The sequence below is a fragment of the Psychromonas sp. KJ10-5 genome (genome assembly GCF_055808325.1).
The window spans coordinates 596,710-611,595 of sequence record NZ_CM147864.1 but is presented as its reverse complement, the minus strand read 5'-3'; the positions used below and the strand labels follow the sequence as shown (position 1 = coordinate 611,595).

At 37.0% G+C, this 14,886-nt stretch carries 17 protein-coding genes; 7 read left to right on the top strand and 10 right to left on the bottom strand.

Going from position 1 to position 14,886, the window contains the following annotated elements; all coding sequences use genetic code 11:
• Positions 1 to 33 precede the first annotated feature (33 nt).
• Complete coding sequence (locus AC0L3W_RS02970; RefSeq protein WP_290038415.1) at positions 34 to 708, bottom strand: PilZ domain-containing protein; 675 nt, start codon at positions 706 to 708, stop codon at positions 34 to 36.
• 188 nt (positions 709 to 896) lie between these two features.
• Here AC0L3W_RS02970 and AC0L3W_RS02965 point away from each other — a divergent pair, with 188 nt between their 5' ends.
• Positions 897 to 1,208: a hypothetical protein gene (locus AC0L3W_RS02965; RefSeq protein ID WP_290038417.1), complete on the top strand. Its 312-nt coding sequence runs from the start codon at positions 897 to 899 to the stop codon at positions 1,206 to 1,208.
• Positions 1,209 to 1,268: 60 nt separating this feature from the next.
• On the opposite strand, the gene AC0L3W_RS02960 is transcribed toward AC0L3W_RS02965, so the two are convergent.
• Genes AC0L3W_RS02960 through AC0L3W_RS02950 form a run of 3 tightly spaced genes read right to left on the bottom strand, consistent with a single transcriptional unit; the run spans position 1,269 to position 2,543 of the window.
• Positions 1,269 to 1,673 (bottom strand): GNAT family N-acetyltransferase, encoded by a 405-nt coding sequence (locus tag AC0L3W_RS02960; protein ID WP_290038418.1) that lies wholly within the window; start codon positions 1,671 to 1,673, stop codon positions 1,269 to 1,271.
• A 33-nt stretch (positions 1,674 to 1,706) separates the two neighbouring features.
• Positions 1,707 to 2,009, bottom strand: coding sequence for a putative signal transducing protein (locus tag AC0L3W_RS02955; RefSeq protein WP_290038419.1), 303 nt, complete (start codon positions 2,007 to 2,009; stop codon positions 1,707 to 1,709).
• Positions 2,010 to 2,066: 57 nt separating this feature from the next.
• Positions 2,067 to 2,543, bottom strand: coding sequence for an acyl-CoA thioesterase (locus tag AC0L3W_RS02950; RefSeq protein ID WP_290038420.1), 477 nt, complete (start codon positions 2,541 to 2,543; stop codon positions 2,067 to 2,069).
• 336 nt (positions 2,544 to 2,879) lie between these two features.
• Here AC0L3W_RS02950 and AC0L3W_RS02945 point away from each other — a divergent pair, with 336 nt between their 5' ends.
• The gene (locus AC0L3W_RS02945; protein ID WP_409439713.1) at positions 2,880 to 4,835 is read left to right on the top strand and encodes a sensor domain-containing protein; all 1,956 of its coding nucleotides are present in this window, start codon (positions 2,880 to 2,882) and stop codon (positions 4,833 to 4,835) included.
• Here AC0L3W_RS02945 and AC0L3W_RS02940 read toward each other — a convergent pair.
• Positions 4,790 to 5,179, bottom strand: a complete 390-nt coding sequence (locus tag AC0L3W_RS02940) for a MerR family transcriptional regulator (RefSeq protein WP_290038422.1) — start codon at positions 5,177 to 5,179, stop codon at positions 4,790 to 4,792. The genes AC0L3W_RS02945 and AC0L3W_RS02940 overlap by 46 nt on opposite strands.
• Positions 5,180 to 5,433: 254 nt before the next feature.
• On the opposite strand from AC0L3W_RS02940, the gene AC0L3W_RS02935 reads away from it, so the two are divergent.
• From AC0L3W_RS02935 to AC0L3W_RS02915, 5 genes are all read left to right on the top strand, one after another.
• The gene (locus AC0L3W_RS02935; protein WP_290038424.1) at positions 5,434 to 6,066 is read left to right on the top strand and encodes a cation efflux transmembrane domain-containing protein; all 633 of its coding nucleotides are present in this window, start codon (positions 5,434 to 5,436) and stop codon (positions 6,064 to 6,066) included.
• A 170-nt stretch (positions 6,067 to 6,236) separates the two neighbouring features.
• Positions 6,237 to 6,881 (top strand): glutathione S-transferase, encoded by a 645-nt coding sequence (locus AC0L3W_RS02930; protein WP_409439714.1) that lies wholly within the window; start codon positions 6,237 to 6,239, stop codon positions 6,879 to 6,881.
• A gap of 18 nt (positions 6,882 to 6,899) precedes the next feature.
• Positions 6,900 to 7,427: a cytochrome b gene (locus tag AC0L3W_RS02925; protein WP_409439715.1), complete on the top strand. Its 528-nt coding sequence runs from the start codon at positions 6,900 to 6,902 to the stop codon at positions 7,425 to 7,427.
• A gap of 28 nt (positions 7,428 to 7,455) precedes the next feature.
• Entirely contained in the window at positions 7,456 to 8,025 is a 570-nt protein-coding gene (locus tag AC0L3W_RS02920; protein WP_290038427.1) for a YceI family protein, read from the top strand.
• A gap of 211 nt (positions 8,026 to 8,236) precedes the next feature.
• Positions 8,237 to 9,679: an anti-phage deoxyguanosine triphosphatase gene (locus AC0L3W_RS02915; RefSeq protein WP_290038428.1), complete on the top strand. Its 1,443-nt coding sequence runs from the start codon at positions 8,237 to 8,239 to the stop codon at positions 9,677 to 9,679.
• 485 nt (positions 9,680 to 10,164) lie between these two features.
• Here AC0L3W_RS02915 and AC0L3W_RS02910 read toward each other — a convergent pair whose 3' ends face one another.
• The 5 genes from AC0L3W_RS02910 to AC0L3W_RS02890 form a co-directional block, all read right to left on the bottom strand.
• Positions 10,165 to 11,595: an FAD-dependent oxidoreductase gene (locus AC0L3W_RS02910; protein ID WP_290038429.1), complete on the bottom strand. Its 1,431-nt coding sequence runs from the start codon at positions 11,593 to 11,595 to the stop codon at positions 10,165 to 10,167.
• Positions 11,596 to 11,676: 81 nt separating this feature from the next.
• Positions 11,677 to 12,351, bottom strand: a complete 675-nt coding sequence (locus AC0L3W_RS02905) for a phosphoglycolate phosphatase (RefSeq protein ID WP_409439716.1) — start codon at positions 12,349 to 12,351, stop codon at positions 11,677 to 11,679.
• A gap of 356 nt (positions 12,352 to 12,707) precedes the next feature.
• Positions 12,708 to 13,502 carry a hypothetical protein gene (locus AC0L3W_RS02900; RefSeq protein WP_290038431.1) on the bottom strand — a complete coding sequence of 265 codons (795 nt, stop codon included), beginning with the start codon at positions 13,500 to 13,502 and terminating at the stop codon, positions 12,708 to 12,710.
• Between the two features lie 136 nt (positions 13,503 to 13,638).
• On the bottom strand, positions 13,639 to 14,346 hold the full coding sequence (cobB, locus tag AC0L3W_RS02895; protein ID WP_290038432.1) for a Sir2 family NAD+-dependent deacetylase: 708 nt from the start codon (positions 14,344 to 14,346) through the stop codon (positions 13,639 to 13,641).
• Positions 14,347 to 14,577: 231 nt separating this feature from the next.
• Positions 14,578 to 14,883, bottom strand: a complete 306-nt coding sequence (locus AC0L3W_RS02890; protein ID WP_113820660.1) for an integration host factor subunit alpha — start codon at positions 14,881 to 14,883, stop codon at positions 14,578 to 14,580.
• Between the last annotated feature and the right edge of the window lie 3 nt (positions 14,884 to 14,886).

Below are 14,886 nucleotides of genomic sequence, written 5' to 3'. Positions count from 1 at the left end.
AGCTGCTTTATTGTCAATCAGTTTGGAATAACATTATTTTTGTAAATAGTGTAAAAGTAATTGCTGAATCGCAGATTGCACATCTTCAGGTGTGGTAAATACTAAACCATATTGTACTTCGTCATTAACGCCTAATTCTTTATTACTCTTTAATGCTACTGATAGCGTCACTTTTGAGCTACCATCTCCTAAATCAATCAACAATTGATAAATCCCACCTATCGAAAGGCTGCCCTGCTTTTTACAAACAAACGCACAACCTTGAATAGATACATCAATCAATACACCGTTTGCTAATACAGTATCACTTTCAGAATTGACTAACGCCGCTTCAATACTAACGTCAACACGGCGGTGTTTACGTAACGGCACTGATTCTATATTTTTAGGGTAATCAAGCACTAACCAACGACCAGTAATAGTCATAATTTTTTGTATCGACGTACGAAAAGCAGTGACGTTAGCTTGCTGCTGTTCACTATTCATAAAGCGAACAATCACATCATTCGTCTCTTTTAGATGTGGTAAGGCTTTGATCCAAGAAGCATCATTGCCAAATGCCAGAATAACCGACATATTTGGGTCGATGCCTATTAAACGTGTTTTTAAACGAATAGGCTTAGTGGGTGTGACAACTTGAAGGTGCACTACTTCACCACAATTAACATGATTTAAACGAGTCAATTCTCGATTATCAATCTTAGTCACTTACCTTCCCCTGTATTAAAATCCTTTCCCTTATGACATATTTTACCATGGTTCAAAAATCATAGAAGCGCCTTTGTAACAAGAATAGCAATTATGAGCTCTATCTTCAGTGAAAAAAGATGGCTAAGGTGGTGATAAATGAACGGATCAGTTATGATCTCAATTAAGTTTATTATATGAGAAAAATCATGACACAACCGGTTATCAGCAAAAAACAGCTTATCGATACATTGACACTTTGGCATCAAAAAAAAATCGATAATGAACAATTACAAGATTGGATGGTGACACATTTTGATCCACCAGAGACATTAATTGGTGAAGATGAGCCTGAATTAGTTCAAGAAGCAATGCACGTGATCATGAATGAATATGAACTTGCAAAATTAGATAAGTTTAAGGAGCAAGGGTATGAATTTGCGATGCAGTTCTTACAATGTAACGAAGCCAACTTTACTCAACTAAGACAGCAATTTATCCATCAAGGTTTCAGCGATTAGTTCAGCGACTAAGGCAGTTTTAAATTGACTGCCTTTATTCTAAGTCAGCATTAACGTGAGTTATAAATGGCGTGCCATTTTATAGTAAGCCACATCACTTTTATAAAATAACTCTCCTTCCACTTCAAAACCAAAACCTTGATAAAAAGCTAAAGCAGATTCTCTTGCATCAAACCAAAAATAGCTGGTGCCTGCTTCTTTTAGGGCATTAATAATAAACCTTAACATCAAACTACCCGCACCTTTACCTTGATAGTCAACTAAGGTTGCAAACTTTCTTAAGCGAACACAATCATGATCGCGATAGATCGAAGCAACACAAATCAATTGACCGTTTAATTCCACTGCATAATGTAATGCTTGTTCGTCACCTTCGACAATGCAGAACTCAGGCTTTTTATCTGGCCATAAAACTTGATGGCGAATGGCAATCGTTTGTTGCCAATCAATTTCAATAATACGCAAATAGCCTTCCTTTATGTCAATTTTAATGCACGATTACTTTGCTTGCTGACACTGCCAACAAAAATCAAAGGAGCCATCATTACTCTCATTGCAACTATTACAAACCCAGTCAGGTGTATCAGCACTTTGCTGAGATTGCATTGCGATAGCTAATGCTTGTTGATGATCATTATCGTCAAAGACCCAAATTTCCGGCCAGCTATCTACGGCAGAAGTTTCACCCATTGCACCTTGTGTAAACTCATTCTTAATAAATGTTTGAATGCCTTGCGCTTCTATCAAATTTTTTATGTTACCGACAATAAAGTGGTTATCATGGCTATACACTAGTTTCATTATGGCTGCCTATTTATCTATTCAACTTCTTATTTATTGATAATAAGTAGAACGGAATTAATCCATATATATTTCCATTTCGTCACCTATTTTTTTACGCATCTCCATCAACTTAACAGCCGTTTCGTGCTGTTTAATGTCTTCTTCACTTTCTGGCACCCATTGTGGTACTAATTCAGATTGACCATTTTGATCAACGGCAACCATGATCACTATACAATGTGTTGTCGTGCGTTTATTTAAAGATTTAGGATCACAGGCATTCACCTCTAGGGCAATATGCATTGATGTTTTGCCTGTATAAACAACTTTTGCTTTTACTTCAACTAAGCTACCAACATGGATCGGGGCAACAAAGCGAATACCACCAGCATAAGCGGTAACACAATAACGTCCGCTCCATCCAGCAGCACAAGCATAAGCAGCAAGGTCAATCCATTTCATCACTGCGCCACCGTGTACCTTCCCACCAAAATTTACATCCTGTGTTTCAGCTAAAAATCGAAGTGTTATATCACGTTGTGGTTTTTTCATTATTATTCTCAATAAGTATTAGGGTTATTTAAATTTATATCGTTAACAGTGGCTTAGCAAATATTTAATCGTTTATTAACAACGAACTCAGTACCGTTGGTTATGTAAGCTTTTAATATTTACTATTTAGATATCAATAAGATAATAAAATCAGACTTATAATATACTTAAAATATTTTAATTACCTATCGCATTATAGCCACTAAACAATAAAACCATAAAAATAACACTCCTATATTGGTAGTTTTTTCTGCTAAAATAGCAAACAGAGTTACATTATTTATTAACTCGTTACACACAAAATATTACGATTGTTAATAATAAAAATAGGCTTCTATGCAGGTAAATATAGACCAATTACATACCGCGATCTGGATTTATGATATTGATGCCTATGCAATAATCTGGGCAAATACAGCTGCATTATTATTGTGGGATAGCACTAGTATCGATGACTTAGCCCAACGTGATTTTAAGATAGGTCAATCTGACGCTATCAATGAAACCATTGAACAATATCGTCGTGCTTTTAAAGAGAATAAAGTCGTACAAGAAAACTGGTTTTTCTCTCCAAAAGGAAATGAAACAGAGGCATTGTGTCAGTTTTCAGGAGTGACTCTGGAAGATGGTCGATTAGCGATGTTAGTTGAAGCCACGCCAACTTTAGCACATACAACGATGCAGTTTAAAAGTGCAACAATCATCTCTTTATATAATTTAAATGGCGAATTCCTGAGTGCTAACTCTCCCTTCGCCAAAAAATTTAGTAGCACCACCACACATTTAAAAGACCTATGTTGCGATCATCAAGATGCGCTGAACTTACTGCAAGCGATCGATAAAGAGGAAAAGTTTGAATCTGATATCTTAATGAAGACTTGTTATGGCGATAACTGGTTTAGAGTGATTGCCAATAGAATTAAAAACCAAGATGACTCGACACATATCTTAATTAATCAATATGATATCCATGAAAGTAAAATTGTTGAGCAAAATTTACGTCAACAAGCATGGGCAGACCCGTTAACGAACTTAGTAAATAGACGTGGTTTAATCGATACTTTAAAACCTATGTTTGAAAAACAAACTCCTTTTACTTTGCTATATATCGACCTAGATGGCTTTAAAATGGTTAATGACTCTCTTGGGCACAGACAAGGTGATGAGATACTAGTTAAAGTGAGTGAACGGTTAAAAGAGCACAAGCAAAAAGGCGATATCCTTTGCCGTTTTGGCGGAGATGAGTTTATTTTCATTATTGAAAACGGTTCATCACAGAGTGATATTTCTACTACATTACGTTGCCAAGCTATCATCGACTCCTTAAGTGAACCTTATCAAAGCTTCCTAAGTCGAGAACTTTTATTATCTGCCAGTATTGGCGTAGCAGATTACCCTAATGATGCACAAAGCTACGAGCAAATTATCGCTTATGCAGATGCCGCTATGTATCACGCTAAAAAACTCGGTAAAAAGCAATGGGTGCAATACCAAACAGGCATGGAAAATAGCCAAAAACGTTTAAGTGTAATTGCACAAAAATTGTCTTTTGCCTTAGCTAATAATGAACTTTACTTGCATTACCAACCTGTACTTGATTGCTCCACAGGAAAGATCGTTTCCTTTGAGGCTTTATTAAGATGGTATAACGATGAGCTTGGGTTTGTTTCACCAGAAGAAGCAATTAGTGTTGCTGAAGAGGTTGGCTTAATATACGAAATTGAAACCTGGGTGCTGGACCAAGCTCTGCATGATCTCCTAACCCTCAAAGATCTGTTCCACCCTAGTATCACCATGGCTGTTAATTTATCTGGGTTACATTTGGTTAACCCTAACTTAGTCGATACTATTTTATACATGCTCGATAAACATGACTTACAGGCACAAGACTTGATTCTTGAATTGACAGAAAGTGTGTTGCTAACTGATGTTAATCATAGCAATAGCCCAATTAATACTCTAGCTAGCCACCAGATTAAAGTCAGTATTGATGATTTTGGTACAGGTTATTCTTCTTTAGCCTACTTGCACACCATTCCTGCAACCACGGTAAAGGTAGATAAAACGTTTCTAGAAAATATCAATAGCACTTTAACTCTGGAATGTATTCAGCGTTTAGTGACTGACTTATCGATGAATAGTTTAATTGAAGGTATTGAAACGGAAGAGCAAGCAGAGTTGTTAAACTCATTAGGTTATCGCTTACAGCAAGGTTACTATCATGGCCGCCCACAACCACTTTCATATTACTTAAGCGCCGACACACAAAGGCAATCAGAGGTTTCTGACTGATGGCATTGCTCAACTAGTGTTAATAGTTGTAACTCTAGCTCCTTTAATTTCGCTATCTTATTCCTAACATCCGTTAAATGACTCTGCACAATAGAATGCGATTTTTGGCCACTATCAAACTGACCGTTTTGTAATTTAATCAATTGTTTAATCTCTTTGAGACTAAACCCTAGTGCACGACTATGGCAGATTAGATTTAATCGTTCGCAATGTGCTTGTGTATATTGACGCTGATTTCCTGTGCTGCGAGTCGCTTTATCTAAAATACCTATCTCTTCGTAATAACGAATGGTAGGTATTTTACACTGTGCCAGTTTACTCAGTTGACCAATTGAATAAATCATATGCATCTCCTCGTTAAACTATTTTTATTAAATAACTGTTCGATATTTTGTATAGGAAAAATGACTTAGTTTAAAACGGAACATTCATAACTAATTGTTAAATTTACAAATAATCCATAAATTACCTTAACAAGAATAATAGGATAGCTAATTTTTATGATTGATATTAATAAAAAAAAGCTTGAACCTCTAGTTACTAGAGCTTGTAGACTATCTTAACGTTTCCGAATTCATTTATCAAAGAGGTATAAACTATGGCTGGATGTTGTGATCATAAAGCAGACTTCACAGGAATTGATCCTGTTTATAAACGTATTTTAATTGCCGTTATTGTAATCAATGCAGTTATGTTTTTAGTAGAGATGTTCGCAGGTATAAAATCTAATTCACAAGCACTGCAAGCCGACGCATTAGACTTTTTAGGTGATACTCTGACCTATGGCATTAGCCTTTGGGTCATTGGTAAATCATTAAGCTTACGCAGTAATATTGCTCTTATAAAAGGCGTTAGCTTATTGTTGATGGCAATATATGTATTAGCTTCTACATTCTACAAACTTTGGTTTTCTGTCACTCCTGATGCCAGCATTATGGGGAGTATTGCGATATTAGCTTTTGCTGCCAATGTATTAAGTGTTTTGTTGCTAATGAAATACAAAGATGGTGACGCCAATGTTCGTTCGGTGTGGTTATGTAGCCGTAATGACGCCATTGGTAACTTAGTGGTTTTATTGGCAGCGTCAGGCGTATGGGTCACAGACAGTGCATTGCCCGACCTCATTGTCGCCGCTTTTTTAGCCACCCTATTTTTAAGTTCTGCAAAACAAATTATTCAACAAGCAAGGCAAGAGAAAAAACAAGCACTTGAAAATGATAGCTGCTCATAAACCTTCCGCTAAGCGACACCTTTGAGTCGCTTAGCTTTTTATTCTTCATTTAGAACTAAAAAAGGCCAGAAAAGCGATACAAATAACATAAACACCCTTTTACAAAAATTTAACCTGCCCTTATGATGGAGAATGAAACAATTAATTATCATTCATCATTGGGAATTGTTATGCAGCCTATTTTATATTCTTTTAGACGTTGCCCTTATGCAATGCGAGCAAGGTTGGCACTTGCAATCAGCGAACAATCAGTACGACTCAGAGAAATTGTATTAAAGCACAAACCCGCTGAACTATTAGCTATTTCACCTAATAAGACCATTCCTGTACTGCAATTAACACAACAAGTGACTCCTGATACTGTACTTGATGAAAGTTTAGAAATTATGGTTTGGGCTTTATCAGAAAACGATCCAGCACAATGGTTGTCCCCCTCTATTGAAGAGATGTTAGACCTTATCGATATTAACGATTATGAGTTTAAACCTTGGTTAGATAGATATAAATACGCAGATCGCCACCCTGAACACTCAGTAGATTATTATCGACAACAAGCAGAAGAGTTTATTTTTCTATTAGAATCACGTTTGAATGAGAATCCCTACCTATTTTCAGATCGTATTAGTTTAGCGGATATGGCTATTTTTCCATTTATTCGTCAGTTTGCCAGTGTTGATAAATCATGGTTTGAGCAGGCAGGTTATGAGCAAGTTAAGCGATGGCTAGAGACATTGATGAATAGTAATTTATTTGCTCAGTGCATGAAAAAGTATCCAACATGGTTAGAATCTGGTGAAGAGATTATATTTCCTTAACACGTAGTGAGGTTTACGATGGCAACAATAATTGCTAAATATAATGGGTTAAGTAGAGCGTTTCATTGGCTATCAGCAGTACTTGTAATTGGCTTGTTTGCAGCCGGATATTGGATGGTTGACTTAAGCTACTACAGTGAATGGTATAAAACAGCCCCACACTGGCATAAATCAGTAGGCCTTTGTTTTGTTGCTATCACCACTGCTCGATTAATCTGGAAACTACTATCAACCGCACCAGAGATTGAAGGCTCAACCATTGAGAAGAAAGCGGCGACGGCAGCGCATATATTAATTTACATATTATTGTTCACTATGTTTTTATCTGGCTATTTAATCTCAACAGCAGATGGGCGGGGTATTGATGTATTTGATTGGTTTGAAGTACCAGGATTAGGCTCTTTTGTGGAAGATCAAGAAGACTATGCAGGATTAGTACATGAATACGTTGCTTATACCTTAATTGGCTTAGCTAGTTTGCATGTACTTGCGGCACTCAAACACCACTTTATTAATAAAGATAACACCCTAAAGAAAATGCTTTAATTTACATTTAACTTAATAAGGAAATATCATGAAAAAATTAATGATGGCTTCAGCACTAACTGCTGTAATGGCCTTACCGCTAAGTGCAATGGCTGCTGACTATACTGTTGATACTAAAGGTGCACATGCTTTTGTTAGCTTTAAAGTAAGTCACTTAGGTTATAGTTTTATTCAAGGCCGTTTCAATGAGTTTGATGGCACATTCAGTTACGATGCTGACAATATAGAAGCTTCTAAAGTGACCGTAAACGTTAACACTGAAAGCTTAGATTCAAACCATGCTGAACGTGATAAGCATTTAAGAAGTGATGATTTTATTAACGCAAGTAAATACTCAACAGCTAAATTTGTGAGTACTAAAGTAACAAAGAATGACGATGGTACATTAGCTATTGCAGGCAATATGACACTACACGGCGTGACTAAACCAGCGGTTATAGATGCTAAATTTATCGGCGAAGGTAAAGATCCATGGGGTGGTTACCGTGCAGGTTTTGAAGGTACAACTCGTTTACAAGTGGCAGATTACGGCATTAAAGTGGTAGGTGCTTCGAGTTATGTCGATTTAGACATTGTATTGGAAGGTGTTAGAAACTAAGCTAAACAATTGATTCATAGACAAAAAATTTTACCAATAGACATCTATTCTGTTGGTAAAATGACCTCCATTTTTTTAAATTCCTTCTTTTTTAACTTACTTTTTTAAAGAAAAAACACTTTAAAATTTTATTTTTCAGTCATTTACTTATATTTTTCATTATAGAAACACGTTACACTTTTTATGTGATTAGCAAAACTATGGTGAATATATGAGTTTAGAGACGAACACAGTAACAGTAGATAACCTACAAGAAGCTAACGACACAGAATTACATTTAGACCCAAAACAGCCTACTCTTTTTGTATCCGATATCTGGCTAGAGCGTTTAACAGCAGAGCCTAATAAAAATCGACGACTCGACCAACGCAGCGCATTTCAGCGAGATAAAGCACGTGTTTTGCATTCTGCAGCCTTTCGACGACTGCAATCTAAAACACAAATTCACAATAATGGATTAAGTGACTTTTACCGTACCCGTTTAACCCACTCTCTAGAAGTGGCGCAAATTGGCTCGGGGATTATTGCGAACTTAAAAATGATCCAACCAGAATTTCGTCCTTTATTATCTGGTTATAACTTGATAGAAACAATCTGTCTTAGCCACGACATCGGTCACCCACCCTTTGGGCATGGCGGTGAAACAGCCCTGAATTACATGATGGCTAAACATGGTGGATTTGAAGGTAATGCACAAACCTTTAGAATTCTCACTCAACTAGAGCAATACACTGAGCATAACGGCATGAACTTAACGCGCCGCAGTTTATTAGGGGTATTAAAATACCCGCTATGTTTAAGTGAATTAAGCATGCCTTATCCTGCAGATAATCAACGTAACTTTCGCCAATTAAAAACATCAGAGTGGACGCCAGCAAAAGGCATTTACGACCATGATAGACATTTATTGGATGCCGTATTATCAACGTTGTGTGAAAGTGACCGCCGCTTGTTTGCCAGCACCCGAACGCCCGATGCCGATGTGCAGACTAAGCAACACTTAAAAACAAAATATAAATCCTTTGATTGTTCAATAATGGAAATCGCTGATGACATTGCCTACGGCGTACATGACTTAGAAGATGCGATCGCGATGGGGATTATCAATAAATCACTATGGCAAGAAAAGGTAGTTCCACAACTAGCCGCCATTGAAAATTTTTGTCTTCATGATAAATTGCAAGAACTCACCGACAACTTATTTTCATCACAGCACTTTAAACGCAAAGATGCGATAGGCTCATTAGTTAATGCGTTAATCACGTCCATTACCATTCAACGTGTTGATAAGCAGTTTAAAGAGCCGCTATTGGCTTACAATGCTTATTTAGATACTGCTATGTTTAAAACCTTAGAAGTATTGAAGAAGTTTGTATTAACCTATGTTATCCAAAGCCCAGATTTACAAATTTTGGAATACCGTGGACAACAAATTGTAATGGAACTATTTGAAGCCTTTGAGTCTGGCCCTTTACGTTTTTTACCAGAAAGAGCAAAAAACCTGTGGACGCTGTATGAAGGCGATGTATCACGTCAACAACGAGTGATTGCCGATTACATTTCCAGCTTAACTGATAATCATGCATTACGATTACACGCTAGCTTATTCAGCAGTAACCAAACCGCCCCAATGATCGGTGAACATGCTTTTTAATAAATAGATTCAATATTAAATAAACGGCGCTTAATAGCGCCGTTTTTGTTTCTTGTAAAAACAGAGAAGAGTAATGATGACTCGTCAAAGTTTATGGGTGTTCTTGATCTCATCCCCAAATATACGTGTCATTTCGTGAGTTTTAACTACATCCATTGTTTGGGTTGTCTATTGCGTTAATCACTAACCACATTTTGGTCTAAATAGATGACGTAAGTTATTTATTGCCCCCATTGCTGTATTGGTTTACTAAACCAAAAAATCTATGTTTCTAGCACATAGAAAAAAATCATAGTCATGGTAATAGATGAATAAAGTGGGGATTAAAAATAGAAATGCGCAACATTAAGTGCACTTATCTATAAAAAAATTAAAGGAGAGAAACTAAAAAATCCCATGGTCTGTTAAGTCATGGGATTTTTTATTTAAGCTGAATAAGTAATCTCACTTATTGCTCTAAGCTCAGGTTAGCCAGCGTAAGCAACTTAATCCTGTTTAATATTACGATAAGCTAAGGCAATAGGATAACCACGTTGTTGCGTATACAGCTCTGAACGTTCAGTAATTGCTTGGTCGTCAATCGAGTCAGTGATTGGGAACAATCTTGCACCTACTTTTTCTCTATCCACAAACCCTAGTTCAGCTAACTTTTCTGTTAATGCATCAGCACAAGTTAATACTGAAGAAGCTTTCACTATTTCACAACGCGCATAATGGTTACTTTCAAAAGAGATACCTGCAGTACGTAACGTTGAATCATCACCTGGTATTTGCTGCGCACCAAATAAAGGTTTACCAGCAACGCTAGCATCTTTAAAGGCAGGGATATACTGCGATAGGAAATCTATCGACAACTGCCCTCTTGCAGCGATCTCTTGCTCCAACCACCCTTTATCTATTTTTCTCAAAAATTTAGCATCTAATTGCGGCTGAGAGCTGTTTTCAGTATTTTCGACTAAACCATCTTTAAATAAGGTAATATCCTCGGTCATACCGTGCAATTGTACTAGATTACCTGGGTATGGGGTAAATTGAGCCATCCCCTGAGGTGTACCGCGTGTGCCATGAAAAATTACTTCAGGCCAGAAACCACCTGTACCTTCCCAATGCGTAACGTAAGCAGCTTTAAACTCTACTAAACGATCTCGATGAAATCCTGCTAAGTCATCAATTTCACCCGTTCTAAAACCAGCAGCATTGATCACATAATCAAATTCATGCTCACCTTCCACATCATCTTCAACATAGTTTAACTGCCATTTTTCCGGCTGTTGTTGAGATAGTTTGGTTACCTTGCTATTGAGATGAATCTGACAATTAGCATTTTTCTCTAAAGATAACGCAGCCGTTGCACCTAAGCGGAATACATTCCAACCGAACTCTTGTACCAGAACCACAGGGAACTTAAGTAAAGATAGATCGGTATGCTTAGCAAAGGGAATTAACCATTCCTCAGATGTGCTTGGCACTTTTTGCTCATCTAAAGTGGCTAAGTGCTGTAACTCTTCTAATTCAACTAAACGATAATAATCATTTACTTCACCTAGCACTTTATTATTACTATCTTTATCAATTAACTTTTGATATTCATCTTGTAATAACGTTAAACGTGGTAACAGATCCAATGGTTGCCCTGGGTCATGTTTTGGCACTGCGATGACCGTTGGTCGGTAATCAATAGAATCGGGGTACAAACGTAATGCTTCAATAGACTCTTCTAATAAAGTCACGCATTGCTCGTCAGGAATCTCTCTATACAGATTGCCACCAGCATGTAAGTGGCAAATTGGAGGTCCATTAACTAGACTTGTGCCCTTTTCAAATAAATCTACTTTTAACCCAATTTCACTCAAGTACAGGGCAATGGATGCTCCTGCGATTCCACCACCTATAACTGCAATTTTTTTATCAGACATATCGCTTCTAGTCACTATTAAACCGTTCATATTTGCGTAAAAAGAGGGAAACTAATCAGTTAACATTGATTGATTAGCGTCCTAAAGTGTCGCAATGATATTTGCAAAATCATCAAAGCTAACATCAGGCCCATGCTCGTTAATATCTTCGCCGTAGTTATAACCGTAGGTTAAACCAATGCTCTGCATGTTCGCTGCATTAGCGGCTAAAATATCGTTTTTAGAATCACCTACCATCACACACTGTTCCGCTTTTACGCCTAGTTTTTCACAAGCAAAGTGTAAAGGCAGTGGATCAGGTTTCCGTTTCTCTAAGGTATCTCCGCCAACTAACAGCGAAAATAAGCCGTTCAGTGATAAACCATCTAAAATTGGCTGTATAAAGTCATAAGGTTTATTGGTCACAATCGCAAGTTGGTAGCCCTTGTCTTTCAATGCGTGAAGCGATGAAACCACATTAGGATATGTCACTGTATCAACGCAAAGATTTTTAGCGTAAAAGTCTAAGAAAATGGCTAAAGACTTTTCTAATAATACAGGATCTAAATCTGGGTCAATCTCTGTTTGCCCAGATAAACCACGTTGTACTAAAATGCTAGCTCCATTACCTACCCAAGAGCGGATGATAACAGGTTCAATCTCTTCTCGACCGATACTGGTTAGCATGTGATTAATGGCTAATGCTAAATCTGGCGCGCTATCAATTAAAGTACCATCTAGATCAAACAGGATTGCTTTTTTATCCGTGAATTTCAAAAATAACTCCTACAACATTTTTATTTTTTAGTGTGTGTTCATCTAAGCAGAATGTGTTTAATAACGCCAATAAAATTTGATATTTATCACAATTATTCACTCTTTCAGCCTTTAATAAGTGATACGGAGATCTCTTAGATTAAGTTCACCAATTTTTAGATTATTTAGATAGATTTAATCAATGACTTAGTTAGTTTTAACCAATTAAACTTTTAAGCCTAATCATTGATGTTTTATAGCAGAGGATAAGCAATGCAAAAGGTTTTACAGGAATGGGTTGATAGGCATTAAAATACTGGGAGGAAATATACAAGTAAGAGCAGAGGTTCCTCTGCTCTTACTGAGGGATGCTCAAGTTAAGCTTCAAAGCCACCATGGCGAGAACCTGAATCTGAGTCTGGTCCTGAGTCGGAATCTTGATCATCTGTTTCTGTTACCGCAATGCTCACACCACAGATTTGACGATAAACAATACCTAATACGTTGATGCAGTAAGGAATAACAAACAGTAAACCGATGCCAGAAGTGATTAAACCAAAGAGAAACAGTAAACAGAAAATAACTAATAATTGTGTAAACTGGCTAATGTTTTTATGCACTAATTTAAAAGACAATTTTAAGGCCATTACAGGCGAGGCTTTCTTTTCCGCAATCAATGGATAAACCAAGCAGAATGACATTTTCAAATACAGTAAAACAAGTACAGACAATACAAATCCTGCACTGCCAAATATTTGTCCAAACACCATACTCACAGCATTAGTCATTAAATTAACCATCATCGCTGCCAGTGACAATTTCAATATCATTTTAAAGTAATGAAAAAGATGGAAAGAGTTGGTTTTAAGCCCCACAGAATGATGAACGCCCATCATAATAAGCCCTGTCATTATTGGAGGTGCAATCAGTAATGCAAATACAAAAAATAAACCAATCACTTTAGGATCGGTTAGTGACGTTTCAGTATCAATGAATAGACTTAATAAGGAGAAAGACGCTAACATGATAAAAAGACATGCAGAGACAAGCGGCAGAAAATGTTTGCGAGTGATTTTAAAACCATCGCTTAACAATTTTTTTAAATCTAAATGATACCCTTCGGCCAACGATTTTTTAATATCACCGCCCAATACAAAATATTTTGAACTCATAACCTAGTAACTTCCCTAAATGAAATAACAGCTGTTCAGCAGCCCGTCATTGTAGGGGGTTCTGATAGCATTTCAAGTTTATTCATACTTAGCTAAGACGATTTAGATTGAAAACAAAACAACCAAGACTTAGTGCTTAGCTTAAAATTTGTTTAACTAATTCAGGCACCAACTGCGTTGCTTTACCTTGTATAACTTGATCAAAATGACTATGTACTTCGCTGACTTCAAGGTTAATCTCAATGGACTCTGCCCCACTACTTTTTGCTTCTTCCACAAAGCCTGCTGCAGGATAAACAGTGCCGGAAGTCCCAATCGCAATAAACAGGTCTGCTTCAGATAAATGATGATAGATTTTATCCAAGCCAATCGGCATTTCACCAAACCAGACAATATGTGGGCGTAAGGGAACTGGATACTGGCAACAAGTACACAAGTCATCACTGTTTAAATCTCCCAGCCACTGCACCAATTGATTAGAGCCAGGGCAACGCGCTTTTAATAATTCCCCATGCATGTGTAACACATTTTTCGAACCCGCTTGCTCATGTAAATTATCAATATTTTGTGTCACTAAGAGAAAGTCACCATCAAACTTTTGTTCTAACTCAACCAATGCATGATGAGCAGCATTAGGTAGGTTAATACCCGAACAAAATTGCTTTCGGCGTTGATTATAAAAATCTAAGACTAATTCTGGATCACGCTGATACCCTTCGGGTGTCGCTACATCCTCTAGTTTGTACCTTTCCCATAAGCCATCTTTAGTACGAAATGTATCAATACCAGACTCTGCAGAAATACCAGCTCCGGTTAATACCACAATTTTTTTATAGTCACTCAAATCTTCGGTCCTAATTGGTTAAGGAAGTTGAAAGTACATAAAGTTAGCATTCATTTTATGCACAACATTGTAATCTGAACAGCATGACAAATGTGTGTCTGAACTCATGTAATACCAATCACATATTTAAGCGAGCCAAATTTTAGGCAAAAAAAAAGCCGCAGAGCGACTTTTCTAGATAGTATATTGGCTAACCCTAGATTAATGATTAATAGCAAAAACGCTGATTAATTATTTGTTAGGTTTGTCTGATAAGCTAGTTTCCACTAACTCTTTCAGCTTCTGACCCGCTTTAAAGGTAACAACTCTTCGAGCTTCAATCGGGATATCTTCTCCCGTTTTAGGGTTACGACCAGGTCGCTCGCCTTTGTCTTTAAGCTCAAAACCACCAAAGCCAGAAATTTTAACTGGCGAGCCAGATTCAAGCGTTGATTTAATTTCTTCAAAGAAAGATTCTACAAACTCTTTTGCTTCTCGTTTGCTTAATCCAATTTCTTCCGATAAGTGTGCTGCTATTTCAGCTTTTGTCAGTGCCATAAA